Annotated in this window: 21 protein-coding genes; 2 read left to right on the top strand and 19 right to left on the bottom strand. The window is 47.3% G+C overall.

All coding sequences use genetic code 11. From position 1 onward, the window contains the following. The first annotated feature begins 6 nt into the window (after positions 1-6). On the top strand, positions 7-522 hold the full coding sequence (locus tag DWV16_RS15680) for an SLOG family protein (RefSeq protein WP_243007343.1): 516 nt from the start codon (positions 7-9) through the stop codon (positions 520-522). 606 nt (positions 523-1,128) lie between these two features. On the opposite strand, the gene DWV16_RS15670 is transcribed toward DWV16_RS15680, so the two are convergent. The 12 genes from DWV16_RS15670 to DWV16_RS15615 form a co-directional block, all read right to left on the bottom strand. Further along, positions 1,129-1,887, bottom strand: a complete 759-nt coding sequence (locus DWV16_RS15670; RefSeq protein WP_118480163.1) for a helix-turn-helix domain-containing protein — start codon at positions 1,885-1,887, stop codon at positions 1,129-1,131. 135 nt (positions 1,888-2,022) lie between these two features. Next, positions 2,023-2,496, bottom strand: a complete 474-nt coding sequence (locus DWV16_RS15665; protein ID WP_243007342.1) for a type I restriction endonuclease — start codon at positions 2,494-2,496, stop codon at positions 2,023-2,025. A gap of 90 nt (positions 2,497-2,586) precedes the next feature. Then, the gene (locus DWV16_RS15660; protein ID WP_243007341.1) at positions 2,587-4,002 is read right to left on the bottom strand and encodes an NYN domain-containing protein; all 1,416 of its coding nucleotides are present in this window, start codon (positions 4,000-4,002) and stop codon (positions 2,587-2,589) included. An 81-nt stretch (positions 4,003-4,083) separates the two neighbouring features. Further along, positions 4,084-5,115, bottom strand: a complete 1,032-nt coding sequence (mcrC, locus tag DWV16_RS15655) for a 5-methylcytosine-specific restriction endonuclease system specificity protein McrC (protein ID WP_118480161.1) — start codon at positions 5,113-5,115, stop codon at positions 4,084-4,086. Next, the gene (locus tag DWV16_RS15650) at positions 5,112-7,229 is read right to left on the bottom strand and encodes an AAA family ATPase (protein ID WP_118480159.1); all 2,118 of its coding nucleotides are present in this window, start codon (positions 7,227-7,229) and stop codon (positions 5,112-5,114) included. Before DWV16_RS15650 ends, mcrC begins: the two co-directional genes overlap by 4 nt. Positions 7,230-7,324: 95 nt before the next feature. After that, positions 7,325-7,534, bottom strand: coding sequence for a helix-turn-helix transcriptional regulator (locus DWV16_RS15645; protein WP_118480157.1), 210 nt, complete (start codon positions 7,532-7,534; stop codon positions 7,325-7,327). Positions 7,535-7,710: 176 nt separating this feature from the next. Further along, positions 7,711-9,078 carry a relaxase/mobilization nuclease domain-containing protein gene (locus tag DWV16_RS15640; protein WP_118480155.1) on the bottom strand — a complete coding sequence of 456 codons (1,368 nt, stop codon included), beginning with the start codon at positions 9,076-9,078 and terminating at the stop codon, positions 7,711-7,713. Then, on the bottom strand, positions 9,039-9,368 hold the full coding sequence (gene mobC / locus DWV16_RS15635; protein WP_118480153.1) for a plasmid mobilization relaxosome protein MobC: 330 nt from the start codon (positions 9,366-9,368) through the stop codon (positions 9,039-9,041). Before mobC ends, DWV16_RS15640 begins: the two co-directional genes overlap by 40 nt. 235 nt (positions 9,369-9,603) lie before the next feature. Further along, complete coding sequence (locus tag DWV16_RS15630) at positions 9,604-10,263, bottom strand: SIMPL domain-containing protein (RefSeq protein WP_118480151.1); 660 nt, start codon at positions 10,261-10,263, stop codon at positions 9,604-9,606. Next, positions 10,263-10,919 carry a VWA domain-containing protein gene (locus DWV16_RS15625; protein WP_118480149.1) on the bottom strand — a complete coding sequence of 219 codons (657 nt, stop codon included), beginning with the start codon at positions 10,917-10,919 and terminating at the stop codon, positions 10,263-10,265. Before DWV16_RS15625 ends, DWV16_RS15630 begins: the two co-directional genes overlap by 1 nt. A gap of 102 nt (positions 10,920-11,021) precedes the next feature. Further along, positions 11,022-11,444: a YolD-like family protein gene (locus DWV16_RS15620; RefSeq protein WP_118480183.1), complete on the bottom strand. Its 423-nt coding sequence runs from the start codon at positions 11,442-11,444 to the stop codon at positions 11,022-11,024. Between the two features lie 40 nt (positions 11,445-11,484). After that, positions 11,485-11,823 (bottom strand): helix-turn-helix domain-containing protein, encoded by a 339-nt coding sequence (locus tag DWV16_RS15615; protein ID WP_118480147.1) that lies wholly within the window; start codon positions 11,821-11,823, stop codon positions 11,485-11,487. A 120-nt stretch (positions 11,824-11,943) separates the two neighbouring features. Between DWV16_RS15615 and DWV16_RS15610 the strand changes: the two genes are divergently transcribed. After that, positions 11,944-12,510 (top strand): flavin reductase family protein, encoded by a 567-nt coding sequence (locus DWV16_RS15610; RefSeq protein ID WP_118480145.1) that lies wholly within the window; start codon positions 11,944-11,946, stop codon positions 12,508-12,510. A gap of 84 nt (positions 12,511-12,594) precedes the next feature. Here the strand turns inward: DWV16_RS15610 and DWV16_RS15605 are convergent, their stop codons facing one another. Genes DWV16_RS15605 through DWV16_RS15575 form a run of 7 tightly spaced genes read right to left on the bottom strand, consistent with a single transcriptional unit; the run spans position 12,595 to position 18,645 of the window. Further along, the gene (locus tag DWV16_RS15605; RefSeq protein ID WP_118480143.1) at positions 12,595-14,103 is read right to left on the bottom strand and encodes a DNA methylase; all 1,509 of its coding nucleotides are present in this window, start codon (positions 14,101-14,103) and stop codon (positions 12,595-12,597) included. A 22-nt stretch (positions 14,104-14,125) separates the two neighbouring features. Beyond that, positions 14,126-15,658, bottom strand: a complete 1,533-nt coding sequence (locus DWV16_RS15600; protein WP_118480141.1) for a hypothetical protein — start codon at positions 15,656-15,658, stop codon at positions 14,126-14,128. Positions 15,659-15,663: 5 nt separating this feature from the next. Beyond that, positions 15,664-16,701 (bottom strand): O-acetyl-ADP-ribose deacetylase, encoded by a 1,038-nt coding sequence (locus DWV16_RS15595; RefSeq protein ID WP_118480139.1) that lies wholly within the window; start codon positions 16,699-16,701, stop codon positions 15,664-15,666. Positions 16,702-16,721: 20 nt separating this feature from the next. Then, a complete protein-coding gene (locus tag DWV16_RS15590; protein WP_118480137.1) occupies positions 16,722-17,243 on the bottom strand; it encodes an SRPBCC family protein in 522 nt (173 codons plus the stop codon). 25 nt (positions 17,244-17,268) lie between these two features. Further along, positions 17,269-17,772, bottom strand: a complete 504-nt coding sequence (bilS, locus tag DWV16_RS15585) for a flavodoxin family protein BilS (protein ID WP_118480135.1) — start codon at positions 17,770-17,772, stop codon at positions 17,269-17,271. A 20-nt stretch (positions 17,773-17,792) separates the two neighbouring features. After that, positions 17,793-18,002 carry a hypothetical protein gene (locus DWV16_RS15580; RefSeq protein ID WP_118480133.1) on the bottom strand — a complete coding sequence of 70 codons (210 nt, stop codon included), beginning with the start codon at positions 18,000-18,002 and terminating at the stop codon, positions 17,793-17,795. Between the two features lie 40 nt (positions 18,003-18,042). Then, positions 18,043-18,645 (bottom strand): Type 1 glutamine amidotransferase-like domain-containing protein, encoded by a 603-nt coding sequence (locus DWV16_RS15575; RefSeq protein WP_055039195.1) that lies wholly within the window; start codon positions 18,643-18,645, stop codon positions 18,043-18,045. Positions 18,646-18,708 lie beyond the last annotated feature (63 nt).

Genomic DNA, 18,708 nt, shown 5'->3' with positions numbered 1-18,708 from the left:
AAGAGAATGAAGACCTGTGCTTTTACCGGGCATCGTCCGCAAAACCTCCCGTTTGGTTTCAACGAGGAAGACGAACGCTGCATAAACCTCAAAAAAACTCTCAGAGAGCAAATTATCAGTCTCATTGAAAATGAAGGCATCACGCACTTTATATCCGGAATGGCAATCGGTGTAGATATGTATGCCGCCGAGATCGTGCTGGGGCTGAAAGCATCCTATCCGGGAATTACGCTCGAAAGCGCCATCCCATGTGAAAGTCAAGCCGCAAAGTGGTCGGAAGCTCTGAGAGATCGGTATTTCGACATTGCGTCCAAGTGTGATAAGGAAACACTGATTCAAACCCATTACTCGCCCGACTGCATGGACAAGCGCAACCGTTATATGGTTGATCATGCGGATGTCCTGATCGCGGTTTGGGATGGAAGCCCCAGCGGAACCGGAAAGACGGTCAGATATGCTCATCAGCAGGGTAAATCTGTTACGGTCATTGACCCGGTTTCCCTTGATGTCACACAAGAATAAGGCAAATAATATCCCCTCTGAATCAAGCATTGTGAAAACCGTAAATTTACTAACGATAGTGAACACACATTGCACTGAACAGTGATTATTGGAAGCGTGTACGGTGTGTGCTGTCCCGTGAACTCTTCCACGGAATGCACTGAGTTTTCACGTCTTCGCAAAATGGAAAGCGTCACCCTACGAACAGTCCCTCGTCGGGAGAAAATTAAATCGCTGGAAACGTGAATGCCCCGGCACTGTGCATCTGGCACAGCGCCGGGGCATTCACGTTTCCATCACAGGAGGTCATTCAGAAGATTCATGCACTTAACCTTTCAAAGCCGGACTGCTCCGATGGAGGGGCTACGCTTTTTTTAGCTGGTGCAGATCATGAACGCTATGGAAAAGTAAAATGGACACGGCAGATTAACCTCCAATCGGCTACCGTGTCCCTGCAAGTCGTCATCAGTTTGTGCAAGCGCAAAGAAACGGCGGCTCTGAAATTCAAAGCCGCCGTTTCATATAGGCGTGTTGATGGGACTGCTGTACGACGGCTTTTTTTCTTTTGCCGTCGTGCAGCAGATTTTGCAGAGTTAGTGCAACGCTTTATTACAGGTTATAGTTAATTTATTCACACTTCTTTCCAACTACATATATTGGCAACAGCACGCCGCAAAGGAACATAGCCAAGAAAACATATTTCCCTATGTTTTCCCATACATCTGCTACAATGCTGCCCGCCACGATGTTAATAATTGGGAATAGTATCATACACAGGCACAAACTCAAGCGGAGAGTTCTCACAATATGTGGCCAGTTGCGATTATTGAATTTTACTCCCGGCACATTCATGCGGAATGGGCCATCATAAAAAATGTTTACACTGTTTTCATCATAAAAACTTGATAACTTAGTGCGGACGAAGCAGCAAAAGTACGCGCCGAATACCGCACTTAGAAGCGCAAGCGTTTCCAAGGTTTCCATGCAGGGCTGCGCCGTTGTATAGTTCAGAAATGTACCGATACAACAAATCAAAAGGGAAAATCCGTAAAAGACAATCCACTTGCTCTTTACATGATATGCCCTTTCAGGGCTTTCGTCCGCATAAGTGATTGCCGTCTTAACAATATCCTCAACTTTATCAGGTTTTAGTACATCATCGTTCGGCAATCTCTCACACATCAATAGTTCCGTAACGGAAACATCCAACAGATTTGCCAGAGGGATCAATAGAACGGTATCGGGCAAGCTAACTCCCGTTTCCCATTTGCTTACAGCCTTATCAGATATACAGAGTTGTTCTGACAACTCTTTTTGAGTGATTCCTTTTTCTTTGCGAAGTGCGGCGACAAATGCGCCAAATTTCTTCTTGTCAATATTGAACATTGATTTTGACCTCCTGTGATTGCTAAGAGCATTATCGCTCTAACGCTGCCGTTTAGCAACCGAATGGCAAGCGAGTATATCATTTTGGATGTTGAATGATAGTAGAGTTGAGATATTTCTTTCGTGAAAGGTACACTATTGTTTCTTATAACGCATGACCTGATTGACTGCCTCGCGGATGTCAATGCCACGGCGCTTTAATTCTACTTGGATCAGGGGCAAGCCGTTTACGAGAATCGTAACGTCGTAACGATTGACGTATTTTCCAACCACGGTTGTTTGATGAGTGACTTGGAAAATGTTCTTCGTGTGGTCCTGATCAAAGAAGGACAGATATGCCTTTGTACCATCTTCACGCTCAAGGACAAACTTATCCCTCAAGATTTTTGCGCTCTGGAAAACAGACTTTCCGAGCATGAGGTTGAAGATACGCTCCCACTCTTTATCGGTGATAGGCGTATCCAGCTTTGGCGCATTGAAGGCTTCAAACTGAACTTTGAAGTTCTCCACCAGCGCGTCATAATCAGGAATTGCGACTGTGGTATATTCCTGCTTGGTCAGTTGCTCAATAAACTGCTGTTCAAGAGCCGCTTCGCTTTGGTATGCCATATCTTCATCTCCAATACTTGAGGATCATTTGTTGGTTGCCAGCCTGTCCTCATTTCTATTTTATCATAGCAAGTGTCCCAAATACCGGACTTATTTTCGTTTCAACTGCAAAACCACGTCACCATCATCTGTAATTTCCATTTGCATTGTTTTTAGGTACTTTGCGATGAACTGTTTTTTCTCAGACGAACTCATCTCAATGCGCGTTGCCTTCAAAGCGGCACTGAACATCTCGTTGATATTGAGCCTGACGGTTTGGTCTATATAACGCTCCATTTCTTTGAAAAGTGCGCCGAGCTTGATGTCCTCGGCATTCCCAGAGTAGAAGTCATCAATATAGCAATAAAATATCCCTGCATTCAGAAGTGCATTCTTCAAGTCCGGTCCGCAGTTCTCTCGTTCAATCATAACTAAAAAACGTGCTTCCGGCAGAGACGAGATTAACCCCCAGTAGTCGGAGTCGCTGGAAACAAGAATAAAGGAATCGACGTTATTCTTGTAGTGTTCCTGACAAGTTCGTGCAATAAGCATGACATCAACGAGTGACTTGCTTTGCTTCACCCGTTCAATCATCATGTGTTCAACATGAATTGCGGTGAAGCTGTCTAATATCCTCCATGCGGAGGCGGTATGCACATCATCAAAGAGAATGATCGACGCAATTTTTTGTGTATACTCGTGATCGAGGTTTTTTAAGGTAGCACACAGCTTGTAGGGATCAGAGTTTTCACAATCGACAACGATAACAGTCTTTTCGCTGCTCTCAATAAACTCATAAATACTTCCTTTGATATAACTCCCCGCATCTGAGACTTTGCTATATTCGGTGAAATAGTCGTTGTTCCAACTGTACAGCAAGGTAACGAACTTCTTATCATTGTAAAGAATGTTGCCGACTTCCTCCGGCTGCCAGTTTATGTACATCTGATAGGGATAAAAAAGCAAATGAGAGTAATAAATGTCGGCAGCCTCTCTTGTACCATCTTCCTTCAAACCATCAGGCATGACGAAAAGTGCTTTAATGTAATCCCAATTTATCCAGAGGGGAAAGAGCTTCTTGCAGTTGTTGATTCTATCGCAAATCAACCTGTTAATCTCGACAACGTGTTGGCACAGTTTTTTGCTGGTGTTTTTGATGAAGTTCACTCCGTCAAGACTTAGCTGATTTATGCTTTCCTGCGGAACATATTCTGGCATACTCAGAATGGTCTCATACTGGAATCTCATGCGTTCATTGATGCGCTTGAAATTGCGCTCAATCGCAGTTCGTACAATGCAAAGATGTCTTATAATTCGAGCTGTTTTATCGCTGTCCAACCGATTGTATACTTCAACTTTTGGGGCTTCATGTTCGTTGTCAAAGATGCGTTTTGGCACACCAATCAGGTAAGCCACCTTTGAAACGATCTCGTAGGTGCTGTCTTTGTACGCTGCCCTGTCATCGGTGAGAGGGCTTGCTGCATTATCAAACACCTCATTCGGTATGGGATTTTCAAGTATACTCATGATTGCTCCTTTCCACGGAGAGCGTATCTGCTTGTTTAAGAAGCGGTGAGATTAGAAGAACGGCTGTCCAGTGCCTACGCTCTACTTTATCCGATCAGCAATGCTGTCGAGCTGCGCTGCAATTTTAGAAAAGTCGCAGTCCATGTCCAATGTCTTCACACTGATCTGATTCCCGCTCATTTGATAATCATTGTTTGGCTGAATCGCATCGTCTGTTCCCGCATATAAAAGCATACCGGAAACGACCTCATCCGGCGCGGCAGACCAGTTCTTCACATAGGTGAAAATCTGATACAGATTTCCGGAATGAAGTGTCTGCGTCATGTACGATGCCTTCATTTGCATATTGTGCGTGTAGTATTTGGCGTCGATGATGAGCGTTTTCTTTGCTGCCTTATTCGTAATCACAATGTCGGACTGCATCGTCGGCAAGAGCGTTCTGTACCCATCTGTGACTTGCCACGCAATCTGTGGAGAGTATGCTTTTAACTCTGGATGCTCACGCTGATAGTATCCGAGAATAAACTTCTCGTATAGCTTCGCCATTGTTTGATCATCTGCATAATCCATAATCTTTGTTGAGCCATCGGCTGTCGTTTGCAAAAGCCCTTTTATCACAAATCGGCAAACGGCTATCAACATCCGATATGTTTGATTATTGCGATCATATTGAATGTCCCAGTTGATACTATGGATGTCCAATATGCTGATGCCATCAAAGAAAATCATCAACTTCCTGATCTCCTTTTTTCTGGCTTTTGAAATACTTCCACGAAGCAGCAAATCCATTGTTGTTTTGATGATTCGGTTTGGGTAGGCATCAACCGAAAACTCATCATAATTGCAAATGAGCTGTTTCTTGCGAATAACCTGTGTCTTTATGGATTCACCAATTTCAAGTTTCCCACGGGGAGACGCAAGTGCTTCCTCTCTTGAAATGTATTGTCTGATTAAGCCTCTCTTTATCTGGACAGATACTCCACGGCAGAGAATAGCAGACAGAAGTTCAGCCACATTATCAAACTCTTCGGTGGCGACATTTTTATACCCTTGCTCATGCAGCACTTGGAACGCATAAGCCAGCATATAATAAACGTTCTGGACACGGATCATTTGACTACCTCGCGTAATGTGCGGCTCCAATCCTTCACTTTAACTGCCTCGTCAAACCAGTATTCTTTCAAAAGAGGTATCAGTTCATATTCGACAACAGACCGCATCCATTCATCGTTGATGGTTGCGTTTGTACAGAAATAGCTATGTCCGATACAGAACCCCTCACCAAGCGAGTCATCGTTTGCAATTACGTCGTTAAGCTGCTCAACTGTTGCAATGAGCCGGTCAAACTTCGGGTTATTGACTTTCGTTCTGTATGCTCTGAATCCAGCAGACGAAAATGCCGGAGCAAGCTCAAAGAAAGCAAAACGACGTCTAAGTGCGTAGTCCAGCATGGCGAGGCTACGGTCAGCAGTGTTCATCATGCCAATGATATAGACGTTACTTGGAATGGAGAACTGCTCATCTGCATATAGAAGCTGCAATTCGACACCGCGTTTATCACTCTCAATCAACATGAAGAGTTCGCCAAAAATCTTGCTGAGATTGCCTCTGTTGATCTCGTCGATAATGAAAAAGTATGGACGATCATCCTCAGCCGCTTGTCTGCAAAACTCGTAGAATACGCCCTTTCGCAGTTCAAATCCTGTCTCCGTCGGGCGGAAACCCATGATGAAATCTTCATAGCTATAACTCTGATGAAACTGAACCATTTTCACACGGTTGGTGTCCTTTTCTCCCATGATAGAAAATGCCAGTCTCTTTGCTGCGAAGGTTTTTCCCACGCCCGGTGCGCCTTGCAGAATTACATTCTTTTTGGTTAGAAGCAGCGACTTGAGAACCTTATACCGATCTTCGTCCATATACACATCAGTCAGAAAATCATCAGCGGTGTATGGCTCGAAAGTGATTTCCTCGTCAGCGGCATCGTCGAAGCTGTCTTCGTGCTTGTCTCCGTCAATTATGTTTTGCAGCTTCTTGACGTAATCTGTGTAGGACGTAATATCCGTCAACGTTTTGATAGCACCCTGATCTGATAATTCCCACTCGCCCTTATCTGTCCAGCGTACCTTTCGGGTATTGGCATATTGACCGCGTTCAGGATCAAAAACATATTCGCCTTCGACCAACCCGCGACCGAGGATCTGTTTTCTGCCTTTTTTAACAAAGACGACATCACCGGGTTTCAGCTCGTTTGCAAATTGCCATGTAGCAAGAACCTGATTCTTATATGAGCCAGTATCCCCGTAGACCTCTTTCATCTTTGCCCGCATTTCTTCCTTGGAGCTATATTCCATTAGATCGCCAAGGTCAGACCAGCCGATAGCCATAATCCCTTCGGCATAATCATTCTCCCAATTTGCGGAGCCATCACCCGCTGCGTACAGCCAATAGTGTGTTGCAGTAGCGTCGGATGAAAGAGCTGTATCTGTGTTCTCCTTCGGAATGATTCCATCAAAGATTTCATCGTCGAAGGATATATCAATGTTGTTCTCTTCGACGATCTTTTTGCATCCTCTACGAATGCTGTTAGACTTGTTGCCGGTTTGCTCGTAGTAATATTTAATGTTCTCCTGAGTGGCTTTTAGAGCATTGACCATTTGCTCCTGTCCGTAGTCTTTCCCAATGTGGACGATGAAGTAAACCGTAGTTTCAGTGTTGGACCTGCGAGTGTATTTTATGCCCTTCATCATGGACGCAAAGAGCATGATCGTCAGCTTGTGCGAGGTTTCTCCAAAGCACGGGACCTCCTGACACATGGCTTTTACAGCAGCATCCATCTCCATTGTGCCATCATAAACCATCTTAGCATATTTGTAGACAATGACTTCGCAGTCATATTCATAACCGATATACGTCTTGACGCCGCCCTTAGAATCAATAAATTCTTTCAGCCGCTTCAAATCTCTATAATACTGTGCAGTGCGTTCGTCTGCTCGATCAGACATTACTTCTTGTTTTAGGTAGTCGAAGATTTCGCCTTTCGCTTTCTCCATAGAGGCATCACTTTCAAAACACTTCCAGAAGGACAGCGCAATAGTGTTTTGATACAGATAGAACGCATCGGAAACATGGGTGCTGATAGTCGTGTCAGCCCAGTCCGGGTGAGTTTCCCGTAAGTATTCTCTGTATTCTTTTCGGACTTTGCTTATCGTTACGCCAATGTCCATCTGTTATCCTCCTTTTTTTGTAACAGTCCTGCTACGCACAAACATTTAATTCGTCTCCACTGGTATATAAAAAAGCCGCACGGAAAAAGGACCTATCAGTTGTCCGTCCGCACAGCCTCACAAATATCTCCAATGTCACAATTCAAATAGCCGCAGATGCGCAGCAAAATAGAGAGGGACACTTCTTCCCCCTTATTCAGTTTCGTCCATGTTCCGGATGCAAGGTTAAGCTCTTGCCGGAAGGTGGACTTCTTTATGTCTCGTTCTATCAGGAGCATCCAAAGTTTTTTGTAGCTGATTCCCATGATACGCACCCCTTTACTCATCCGCTAATCATGATTTCCATTCTATTATACACGAAAACCTCTTTGAATGCAATTATCTCATGCACAAGTTCACAAAAAAGATGCAAGTTCTTGATGGTTTTGATTTTCAAAAAGGGAAAGGCAGTTACTCATGAAAACTGCCTTTCCTTTTCTCTTTATTCGCGCTGAGAATTGCGTTGATACTCTTGGTCGCGCTCTGCGCTTGGCTTGAGGAAATCGTCCACGTTTGCCTTCAAAGTGTCGATCATCCGAGCTTCCTTTTTGAGCCTCGCACGTTCGTCATAAAGCCGCTGCTGCTCTTCAAGAAGTCTCTGCTGTTCCGCTTGGAGCGTCTTCAAGCTCGGCAGCTTTTCATCGCCTTGCATGGCAAGCAGTGTACTCCGCGCCGCCTCAAAGATCACAAGCTCTGCTTCGTGCTTTGCCTTGAAACTCGGCTTGTCTTTCGCCTTCTGGAAGGCGTCATATACGGGCTTTAGGTGCTGGTAGTTGGAGATGTTTTTGATAAGCGGCTGGACTTCCCGCAGACTTGCCTCAACGTCTTTCAGCTCCTTGCCGGTGCGGTCATAGGAGCTGTGAACGTCCTCAACCTTCTTCTCAAGATCGGCGTATTGGAGCAAGTTGTTTTCCGTAAGATAGTTGAGTGTCCGCGCCGCTTCCTTGAGGATCGTGAGCTTGGCTTTATGCTCATAGCCCTTGCTGTCGATGAGCCTGATCCGCTCCTGAATATCTCCGATGAGAGAGATGCCCTTCTGCATGGTCTGCCTCTGGCTTCTTCGGGGTGTCCGTCCGGCAATCCGTTCCTTGATGCGTTCCTCGGTGTAGTTCTCTCCAATGGTTTTAGAGCGGGTAAATCGCTCCTGACCTTCAGCGCGGAAGGAAATGTATTTGCCGGTCTTAATTTCATAACCGGCTTCCTGCATGAGCCGCAGAAAGTCATCGTAGTCCTTCGCAGTGATGACAAGCCGGTCGATGGTCTGCTTGAGCTTTTGTTTCCAGCTCGTGCCGCGTTTGGCTTCGGTGTATTCCTTGTAGTCCATGCCCTTGTTCTGCGACGGAGGGATCACAGATAGCCCATGTTCTTTGCATATTTCATCGCTGAGTTGACGCAGCTCCCGATAGGTTCTCTTGTTGCTCCGGTAGGCATGGAAGTCCACATAATTCACAGCATTGAAGATGATGTGATTATGGCAATGCCCCTTGTCAATGTGGGTTGCAATCACATACTCGTACTTGCCCTTGAGCCATTCGTCCGCAAGCTGTTTCCCGACTTCGTGCGCTTCTTCCGGTGTCACTTCACCGATGTCAAAGGACTGAATCAGATGACGGGCAAGTACCTTCGGCATCTGCATTCCTTGCTGCACTGCAAGGTTTCTTGTCCATTCAAATTCTTTTGCTGCCGCGTCGCTTGCAGCGCACCCATAGGAGGAAACATAGAAGGCATCGTCGGTCTTCTGCGGGTCGAGAATATAGGCAAGAGCCTTGTTTACAGTTCCTCGGATTGGCTTGATTTTAGTAACTGCCATATCTCACCCTGCCTTTCTTTCAGCTCTGCAATATCGTCCGCATAGAAGTGTCCAGTGGAGTTTATGCGGCGGCAAATCTGATTGATATTCGAGGCAACACGGCTGACAGCGGCGGCGAGTTTCTTCTGCTGCGTGTAATCCACCTTGATGATATAGCCGTCAATCGCCATCTTCCGGAGATATGCTCCCATGTTCTTTGTTCCGAGCTGCGCCATCTTTGCCTTGATGATTCTTTTCTCATCGTCGGAGACGAAAAAGAGTATCTGATTTGGTCGCGTTCTGTTTGCCATCGGCGTTCCGTCCTTTCGTAAAGGAAGAGGGTTTGGGAGACTTCCCAACAAGCATTTCTGCGATTAAGGGGAGGGTTTCCTTAATCGGAAATCGCCGTGTGTATATACACCGGCTGTGCTTGCTATTCTCTAAAATCGTATTCCCTCGCAGAGACTCCCCGTAAAATACCCCTTCACTTTACAACGGACTTTTTTTATTCAAAATAGGGGGTCGTGGTACAAAATATTTATTCGATCAGGTGATTCCCCATGTAAAAGTCACGGTGTCAGATACGTCAATATCGTCTGGCTCGATTTCTGGTGCAGCGCATTTGCTCATCGCCATGAGAGGCTGAATGCAGTCTTCAACATCGTAGCTTGTTCTGGAAAAAACATTGAGTTCGCCCCAGTTGTAGTCGATGTTGAGCAACTGCCCAAGCGTACTGCCTGATGCTTTGCAAAGAATCTCCGCCTTTGCTCTGGCGTTCTCCGTCGCATTGATCAGCAGCTCTTCGCTGACTCTTGCCGGGTTTTTCACGGTGAACGCAATGCTGAGTTCTGGTTGCGCCCCACAATCCGCAATCGCAGAAATGACCTTTGCAAGCTGTTTGCTGTCAAAGTCAAAGGCAAGTTTTAGGCGGTAGGTGCAAGCATATCCTGCAAACTCCCGCTTGTAATTTCCTTGCCGATCCTTGACGTTCTCGTACCTTGTCTGGACATCAAAGCTCGTGGTTTTCAGGTCTTCCTTGCGATACCCAACGCGGACTGCGGCACCTTGCAGTCTTTCGATTCTCTCGGCAGCTTCCAACATTGCGCGGTCATAGGTTTCAGATAAGACTTCAATGTTCAGGGATAGGATGATGTAATCCGGTCTTACGGAGACATTGCCTGTCCCTTTTACGGTGATTGTTCTCATTACTTTCTCCCGTCCTTTCTGGAATTGAAGTCCTCATCAATACGTTTTTTCCAATTCGTACCCAGCGGTACGCTGCATCGGACAGCGGAAACCGCTTCGCTCAGAACTTCATAGTTGAGTTGCGTTCCCTCGCGGTCAGAGTGGTAATTGACCGCTCGATCTGCTCCAATTCCAAAATGCTTTGCCGTCTCAACTGCATCAATGTTTGCACCGAGGAAAAGAAACTCCCAGCCGTACTTTTCCTTCTGTCGTTCAATCATCTTCTTGACCTTCTCGCTGTCATAACGGCGGCTTGCATTCTCCATGCCATCCGTTGTGATGACGAACAGTGTGTGTTCAGGGACATCCTCTTTTCTTGCGTACTTATGGATATTCCCAATGTGATGAATCGCTCCGCCGATAGCATCCAGAAGCGCGGTGCAGCCGCGAACGGAATAGTCCCTGTCGGTCATCGGCTCCACCTTCTGAACCGGCACACGGTCATGGATAACCTCGCTCACGTTGTCAAAGAGAACGGTAGAGATCAATGCCTCGCCATTCTCTTTTTTCTGCTTTTCAATCATGGAGTTGAAGCCTCCGATGGTGTCTGCTTCCAGTCCGCTCATAGAGCCGCTGCGATCAAGGATGAATACGATCTCCGTCAAGTTCTTTCTCATGTTCAGTACCTCCGTATATAAAAAATATGACTGCTTGGCGTCTCACCTTACAGTCATATTGTACTTCGGTATTCACTTCATTTGGTCGCATGGCAAGCGACATTATTCCAGCGATGAGAACAGCTCCCCGTCAATACTTAGAACGTCATCCATCGGAATCCTTGTGCCGTCCCGCATGGTGATTCGCCGCTCAAAATCATCGACCTTTTTGACCGCGCCGGTTGCTGTTATGTATTTGCCGCCAGCCTTCCGCTCATCAGGCTGGAAGTAGGTGATGGTAACTTCCGGCGCGTCATCAAGGGCTTCCATGAGAAGCTGATACTTCATGTCCAATGCAGTCAGAGATTCCTCGTCAAGCTCAATCTTTTCGTCGGTCAGACGCCCGGTTTCCTTGATGGCGGACTCATATCCGGTGAGTGCTGCAAAGGGCGCGAACTGCGCTGCACGATCTGACATCGGCATCTGCGGTCGCGTCTTGGAGACGTGGTGAGGGAGATTGACAATCTCGTCGTACCTATTATTCATGCGCATTCTATATCTCACCTCTTAGATAAACTGAAAGTTGTCACTCTGTCAGCCGGTTTTCTTCGCCCCAGACACAGAGCTGATCCAGCACAGTCATCAGCGATTTTCCTCGTTCCGAAAGCGTATATTCCACCTTCGGCGGGATCTGCGGATACTCGATGCGGACGATCAGTTTATCCGCTTCCAGCTCCTTGAGGTTCGTGCTGAGGGTCTTGTCGGAGATGGTTTTCAGATACCGTTTCAGCTCATTGAATCGCACCGTCTCAAACTCCATCAGGCAGTAAAGAATGACCATCTTGTGCTTGCCGGAGATCAGCGACAGCGTGTAGGCAAAGCCGGTGTCCTCGAAATTGGCGTTCTCAATGTAATTTTTTATCATTCCACTTTCTCCTAAGATAGTACCTGTCATAATTGCCAGTACTTGAATTTATGATTTGCATGGATATAATTATAAGCAGGATGAACAGTCCTGTCAATCTGATCACAAGGAGAAGTTATCATGAGAACGAAATTAAAAATCACCGAGGGCATTTTCCCGATGCCGGTTCTGATGGTTGCGACTTATAACGAGGACGGCAGCGTGAATGTCATGAACGCCGCATGGGGCACCATGCAGGAGCGGGACACCGTTGCGCTGAACCTCACCGAGACTCATAAGACCGTACAGAACATCAAGGCACGGGGCGCATTTACCGTCAGCATTGCCGATGCCGCCCACATGGTCGAAGCGGATTATTTTGGTGTGGAGTCCGGCAATAAAGTTGCCGATAAATTTGCCCGCAGCGGTCTGACCGCCAGCAAAGCCGAAGCCGTCGATGCGCCGGTCATCAACGAGTTCCCGATTTGTTTGGAGTGCAAGTTCATTGAGTATCAGAACAATGAGTACGGCTGCGGCGTCATCGGCAAGGTGATCAATGTCACTGCCGATGAGAGCGTTATGGTGGATGGAAAAATTGATATGTCTAAGGTCAATGCCATCGCATTTGACCCCTACACCCACGGCTATTATAAAGTCACCGAGCGTGTGGGCGAAGCATTCCGAGATGGCTTAAAACTGAAAAAGTAAGGTGTGCAGAAAAGGAGCTTTCGCGTAAGCGAAGGCTCCTTCTTAAAATATGTGGATTTCACAATTTCCGATTAGTTTGATCCTTTATGCCTTATGCCCGCCGATCTGCGCATTACGGTCTTTCGCGGTTGCGCCTTCTTCAAGATTCATCGCCTTGAGGATGGCGTTCTTTCCATACTTCTTTTTGATCGCAAGCGTGGCGGCTTGTATTTTCCGCTCACGCTCCAATGCAGCGTCCTCAGCTTTCTGCTTTTCCTCTTCGGCGGCATAGTCAGTGAAGAGGTCGAGCTGGACAACCCCGTCATTTTTCTTCGGCGCGTCCGCTTCCGGCAGGACATGATTTGCAACAACGTACATACGGCGGACAAGCAGATTCTTGTCCACGATCCGGTCGAAGAGTTCTGACACAGCGCACATTATTTTTCGCGTAGAGGATGTGTGATTGTCGAGGTTGATAGACCCATGCGCCTGTTTGGGAATCTCCCGACCGTAGGGGTCTTTCTCGACTGCGCCGTGATACTTTGCCCGTCGTGCCGGATCGGTCAGGTTCTCAATGTCGTAGCCAACGGTGAGAACCATCTGATCGGTGACAAGTCCTTTGTCTACCAAGTCCAGCACAAGCAAGTCCGTCATTTCCCGCACAACAAGCTTCGCCTTCTGCGGCTCATAGGGACAGTGCAATACCTGACCGGAGCTGAGGCTGTTGGAGCTGGGACGGTATGCCTTGATTGCCTCAATGGTGGTCGGTTCCCATCCCCACGCATGGTCGATGAGCAATTCCGCATTCTTGCCGAACAGCTTATAAAGCAAGTCCTCATTCCGCTCCGAGCAAAGGGCAACATCGCCCATCGTAAACATCCCGTTTTGCTCAAGTTTCTTGGCAATGCCTCGACCTACGCGCCAGAAGTCCGTGAGGGGCTGATGCGTCCAAAGCTCACGCCGGAACTTCATCTCATCCAGCTCTGCAATGCGGACGCCGTTCTTGTCGGCGGGGATGTGCTTCGCCACAATGTCCATTGCCACTTTGCAGAGGAAAAGATTCGTGCCGATCCCTGCTGTTGCTGTGATGCCGGTTGTCTCAAGCACGTCGAGGATGATCTTCATGGCGAGGTCATGCGCCGAGAGTTTGTAGGTATTCAGGTAGTCCGTCACATCCATGAACACCTCGTCGATGGAGTAGACAACGATGTCCTCCGGCGCAATGTACTTGAGGTAGACCTGATAGATGCGGGTGCTGTACTCCATGTAATACGCCATCCGGGGCGGTGCGATGATGAAGTCAATCGCCAAAGACGGATCTGCTTGTAGCTCAGAGAAGAAGTGTGATGTGCCGTCCAGCCTGTGTCCCGGCGCGTCGTGCTGCCGTCCGGCATTTGCTTCCTTCACACGCTGCTTGACTTCAAACAGCCGTCCACGCCCGGAGATGCCATAGTTCTTGAGGGAGGGCGTGACGGCAAGGCAGATGGTCTTATCCGTCCGGCTTTCGTCTGCGACAACGAGGTTTGTATCCAGAGGATCTAAGCCACGCTCCCGGCATTCCACGGAGGCATAGAAAGATTTCAGGTCGATTGCAATGTATATGCGCTGCTTCATCTTCTGCGCCTCCGATTTCTTCTCAGATTAGCTCTAATGACATTTCATTGGAGTTTTTGATGTTGAATACGATACGCCATTCAATATCACCCTCCACCGGCTCAAAGTGTAGAGCGGAACAAGCTGCATGGAGTTTTTCTTTCGAGCTGCCTCCACATACGATTGCGGTTGGACCGTCCGCGCCGCCGATAATGCCGATACAAGCCATATTGTTTCGTGCCTCCGGTGCATAGCGGTCAGAGCATGGCGCAATTTTCAAAGGCTTGTCCCCCTCAGCACAATCACAGATCGAAATATCGCTGTCCGGTTCAGGAGAAAGCGTATAGCTCATGGCGGTAAAATGCGTCGGATAAAACCAGCGGTCAGAGCCGAAACGCTTTTCGGAAATTGTCTGCCGCTCCAATTCCTGTACGGTTAATGTGTATTTTGTGCCGCTGACCGGATGGGTGAAAGAAAACGAATCGCCGGGAGCGTGTGTCTTGAAATGTGGTCCCGGGACACGGCATGACCGCTGCTCCATCGTAAAGGAGAGGGATTTTATTTCAGTACGGCGTTTGCTTGCCCACGGAAAAGCTGCCCGAAAAATCATCCATCCATAGGATATATCCAAGTCATAGTGTTCCAACGCCCACTTTGCTTCCAATTCATTGATCATCCCATCCGGCAAACACGGATTATAAACCACCGAGCAGCCGTGGGAGGTTTGCATCGTTTTCCCGTTCAATTCCAAACGAGGAATAAAGTCAAGGCAAAGCGGATTGTCTAAATCAATTTGCATTTGCTGCTCCTGCGTGAAGTATTCGCAGGAGTCGTTTTCGGGGTGCAAATCCCATTTCGTCATGAACTTGCGGATGTCATCCTCTGGGGTTCGCATACAAAAGTCCATGACGAGCCCCTTGCTGCAAGAATACGCCGCAGGAATAACCCAATGATGTCCTGCCCAGTCAAATTGCTTATTCAACCGGAGTTCCGTTCCGGAACGGTCTTTTCCTGAATGTCCCCAGAAGTCTCCATCAAAGTAGACCTTCCATTCAGGTATGGTCGGTTCTGCTTCCGGGTTCATATCAACATCATAATAGTCTTCGGTGTACTTGATCTTGCTATAATCAAAGGATGCTTGCAGCTTTTTGATGTATGCCCACGGTTGTTCCATAGGCGTCAATTTCATTTTCTCGGCAAGCTCTGATAGCGCTTTTTTCTGTTCATGCGTCGGAGTGTTGTCCCGCAAAAAGGCTTCAAATTGGGCTTTATCCCACATCCACGCCTGTTCCAACGCTGCCGAATCATCGCAAGCAAGGAGCAGCCTCAGAAAGTCTGCAAAATTGTTTGCCAGCGGATGAACGAAATCCGGAGCCGAGTTCATGGGGCTGACGGAAAATACCATACTGCCGAAGCCTCGAACAAAGCAGAAGTGAATGCCATCCACGCCAGCCCAGCCAAAAATAGATGCACCTTTGGGCGTGCAAAAGTAAGGGTTGTTATCTTCACGACACTCCACTCCTACGACAGAGAGTTCAATACCACTTCGCAAAAATTTCTGAAATACTTTATCCATAGACCTTATGCTCCTATTAAACTCTGGTCAAATGCAAACAGAGCCTCGTTGATCTCAAAGACGTTATAGTTTCCACGCTCCACGAAATACTCCACGATGATGTCAAACTTGTTGGAGTGGGAGAGTGCAAAGCCCGCCTTCATGAGCATATCCTTCATTTCCAAAAGCGGCAGCTCAAGGGCGATGGCAAATGCAATAACGGTGGGTTTGGAAGGCTTGTAGGACTTGTCCGAGCGGATCTTCGAGAAGAGCTTCCGGTCAATATTCGCCTTCTTGTAGCACTGTGCGTCCGTCATGCCGCATTCGTCAATCTTCCGCAGCAGCATCTCGGAAAAGCTCTCGTCGATCTGTTCCAGTGCATCGTCAAGAGTTGCCGCCTTCTCGGAGCTGACTGCCATAGGAGATGTGAGCTTTTCAATAGCTTCATCGCAAACGGATGACTCGCAGGGCATGGGTTCTTCCATCTGGAAGGAACTCATTCTGCGCAGACGCTCATAACGACTATCGGTATGCTCGTCCACATAGCGGTCATCTATGTATGCAGCAATGTCGGCAAACAGCTTGCCGCTGATTTGATAGGCTTTGCGGTCGAAGATGACGATGTACACCGTCATTTCGTTTTCGAGAAGGAAGCTGCTGATGGTATCAATCGCAACCTTGAGAGCCTGATCCTTCGGATAGCCGAAAATGCCAGAGGAAATCAGCGGGAACGCAACAGACTCACATCCGTATTCCTTCGCCAGCATGAGCGAAGTCTGATAGCATGAGATCAGCCGTTCGCGCTCACCATGCCGTCCGTCATACCAGCGCGGACCGACTGCGTGAATGACATATTTGCAGGGCAGACGATAGCCCTTCGTGATCTTTGCGCTCCCGGTTTCGCAGCCGTGGAGCGTTTCACATTCTGCCAGCAGCTCCGGTCCTGCAGCGCGATGAATGCAGCCGTCCACACCGCCGCCACCCAGCAGCGACTCGTTGGCAGCGTTGACGATAGCATCCACCTTCATTTTTGTGATGTCATTTCTGACGATTTGAAGCGGCATGATCAAGCCCTCCCATTCGGTTACTTCGCGCCGGTCAGCAGCTTGTCCAGCGGGATTCTTTCCGGGTATTTTCCCTCGGTCAGAATGTCATATAAATACCTGTTATCCAGAATCATATCATCCCGGATAAGCTGCCAGTTTGCCTTTTTCCTGAAAAACACCTTGAAGATCAGAAAGTTCATGAACGCCCCAATTACCGGCGTTGTCATACCGAAAGCCTCGGTGTGAGAGAAATGGCATCCTGTTTCAGTTCTTTTTCCTTCAAAGGTGATGAACGCCGTCTTTTTGTCGCTCTGGAATACAATGCGGAAGTGGTTCTCATCCTGTTCGCATTTCGTAATCGTGCCTGTCACATCGTAGTCCAGCCCCATAACAATCTCGCGGAAGCGGACCTTGCTTCCCGCATGATAGTTCCCGTTATAGAGATTGCATTCGATGTGGTAGGGACTCCATTTCACAAACTCTTCCTCAAAGTTAGCGGTCCATGCCTCCATTTTCTCATAGGAAGCCGGAATCTCTATCTGCTCGATAAGTACAACCATTTTTCTATTTCTGCTGTCAAAGCCGTCATCCCAAAATGATTTTTCTAAGTCTTTCTAAATCGTCCTCATCCGGATGGGAAAGCGCACGGTCAAAGTTTTCAATCAACGCATCAATATTTGCCGGATGCTCCGGCTGTGCCTTCATTTTCATATAGCAATCCCGTACAGACTGCGGCATTTTACCCTGACACATATATTCTCCGATCACAGTATTGCTTGGGTCAACAGACTGCTTAACGTGATCGAGGATCTTCTGAAAATATGCCGCACTGCCACCGAAGCCCGCCGTTCCGAAAAGGAAAACCTTTTTGCCTCTCAGCTTTGACAGCAGTTCCAAGGTAGCATTATCCGCGTTGCCTTTATCCGTCCAGAATCCAATATAGAGTATTTCAGAGTGCAGTTCTTGCGTTTCAGGCACACCGTAATAATCACAGTTTTCTGCCGGAAGCACTGCGCGAATTGTCTCGGCAAGTTTTTTCGTGTTACCGGTCAAGCTGCTGAATATGATCGAATATCTTCCCTTATCCATAGCAAAAGCCTCCTGTCTTATCAAAGCGGCATCGGTGTCCGGGCGATTAGAATGACCGCCAGAATCGCGCCCACAAATGCAGCAGCCCCTATGACTGCCAATACCTTTTTGCCGAGTTTCTTCTTCGCTGCTTTGCAGATCAGCGCGGCGCAAGCCACGCAGACAGCCGCAGCCAAAAGTGCAATGCCCAGCGTTTCCCATAGCCAAGATAGTTCATATAGGATTTTCATGCGATCATCATCTCCTGTTCGTTAAACTTGAATTATCAAATTAGTCTTTGCAAATAACCTTTGAACCTTCACCATCAATTACAATTCCCTGACGGTTGTTAATTGGGCATAGATTCAAATCCGAAAATTCAGTCATTATTTTCTCGGTAACTTTCTTAAATGGTGCTGTAAGATAATGCGGAAGAACATAGAAATCAATCAAATCAAGCCCTGCATCATCTTCTTGTGAGTAGTCCTCCGGCTTTTCATCCATTTGTTCAATATATTGGATGGTTGGAGCGCATATAATCGCACCTGCCGATTCACCGATCATCAGTTTTCCCTTTGCCAATTCCTTCTTCAATAGCTCATCCGTTCCCGTTTTACGGAGCTGGTCCATAAGGAAGAAAGAATTTCCACCAGTAAAATATATCACATCCGCATCTTCAAAAACGGACTGTATCGTTAAATAAGCCTCCGTTGAAATATCAATTTCCGTTACGGCTGCTCCCAGTTTATTGAATAGCTTTCGAGCCGAGCCGACATAACCGGTATAGCCTTCACGCAGCGAAGCTGTGGGAATAAATGCGACTTTCTTGTTATCAATTTCTTCTTTTATCAAACTTCCTACACTTGAAAAGTGCGAACATAAAAACAGTTTCATCCATATTCTCCTGTTACAATATATTTGCCTCGGAAGAGTGGCAGCCAGCTACGAGCCGAGGCA

Source organism: Anaerotruncus sp. AF02-27 (assembly GCF_003465835.1).
Classification (GTDB): Bacteria; Bacillota; Clostridia; order Oscillospirales; family Ruminococcaceae; genus Anaerotruncus; species Anaerotruncus rubiinfantis.
Note: the sequence above shows the minus strand (reverse complement) of the source record. Positions and strands in the feature narration are given on the sequence as shown.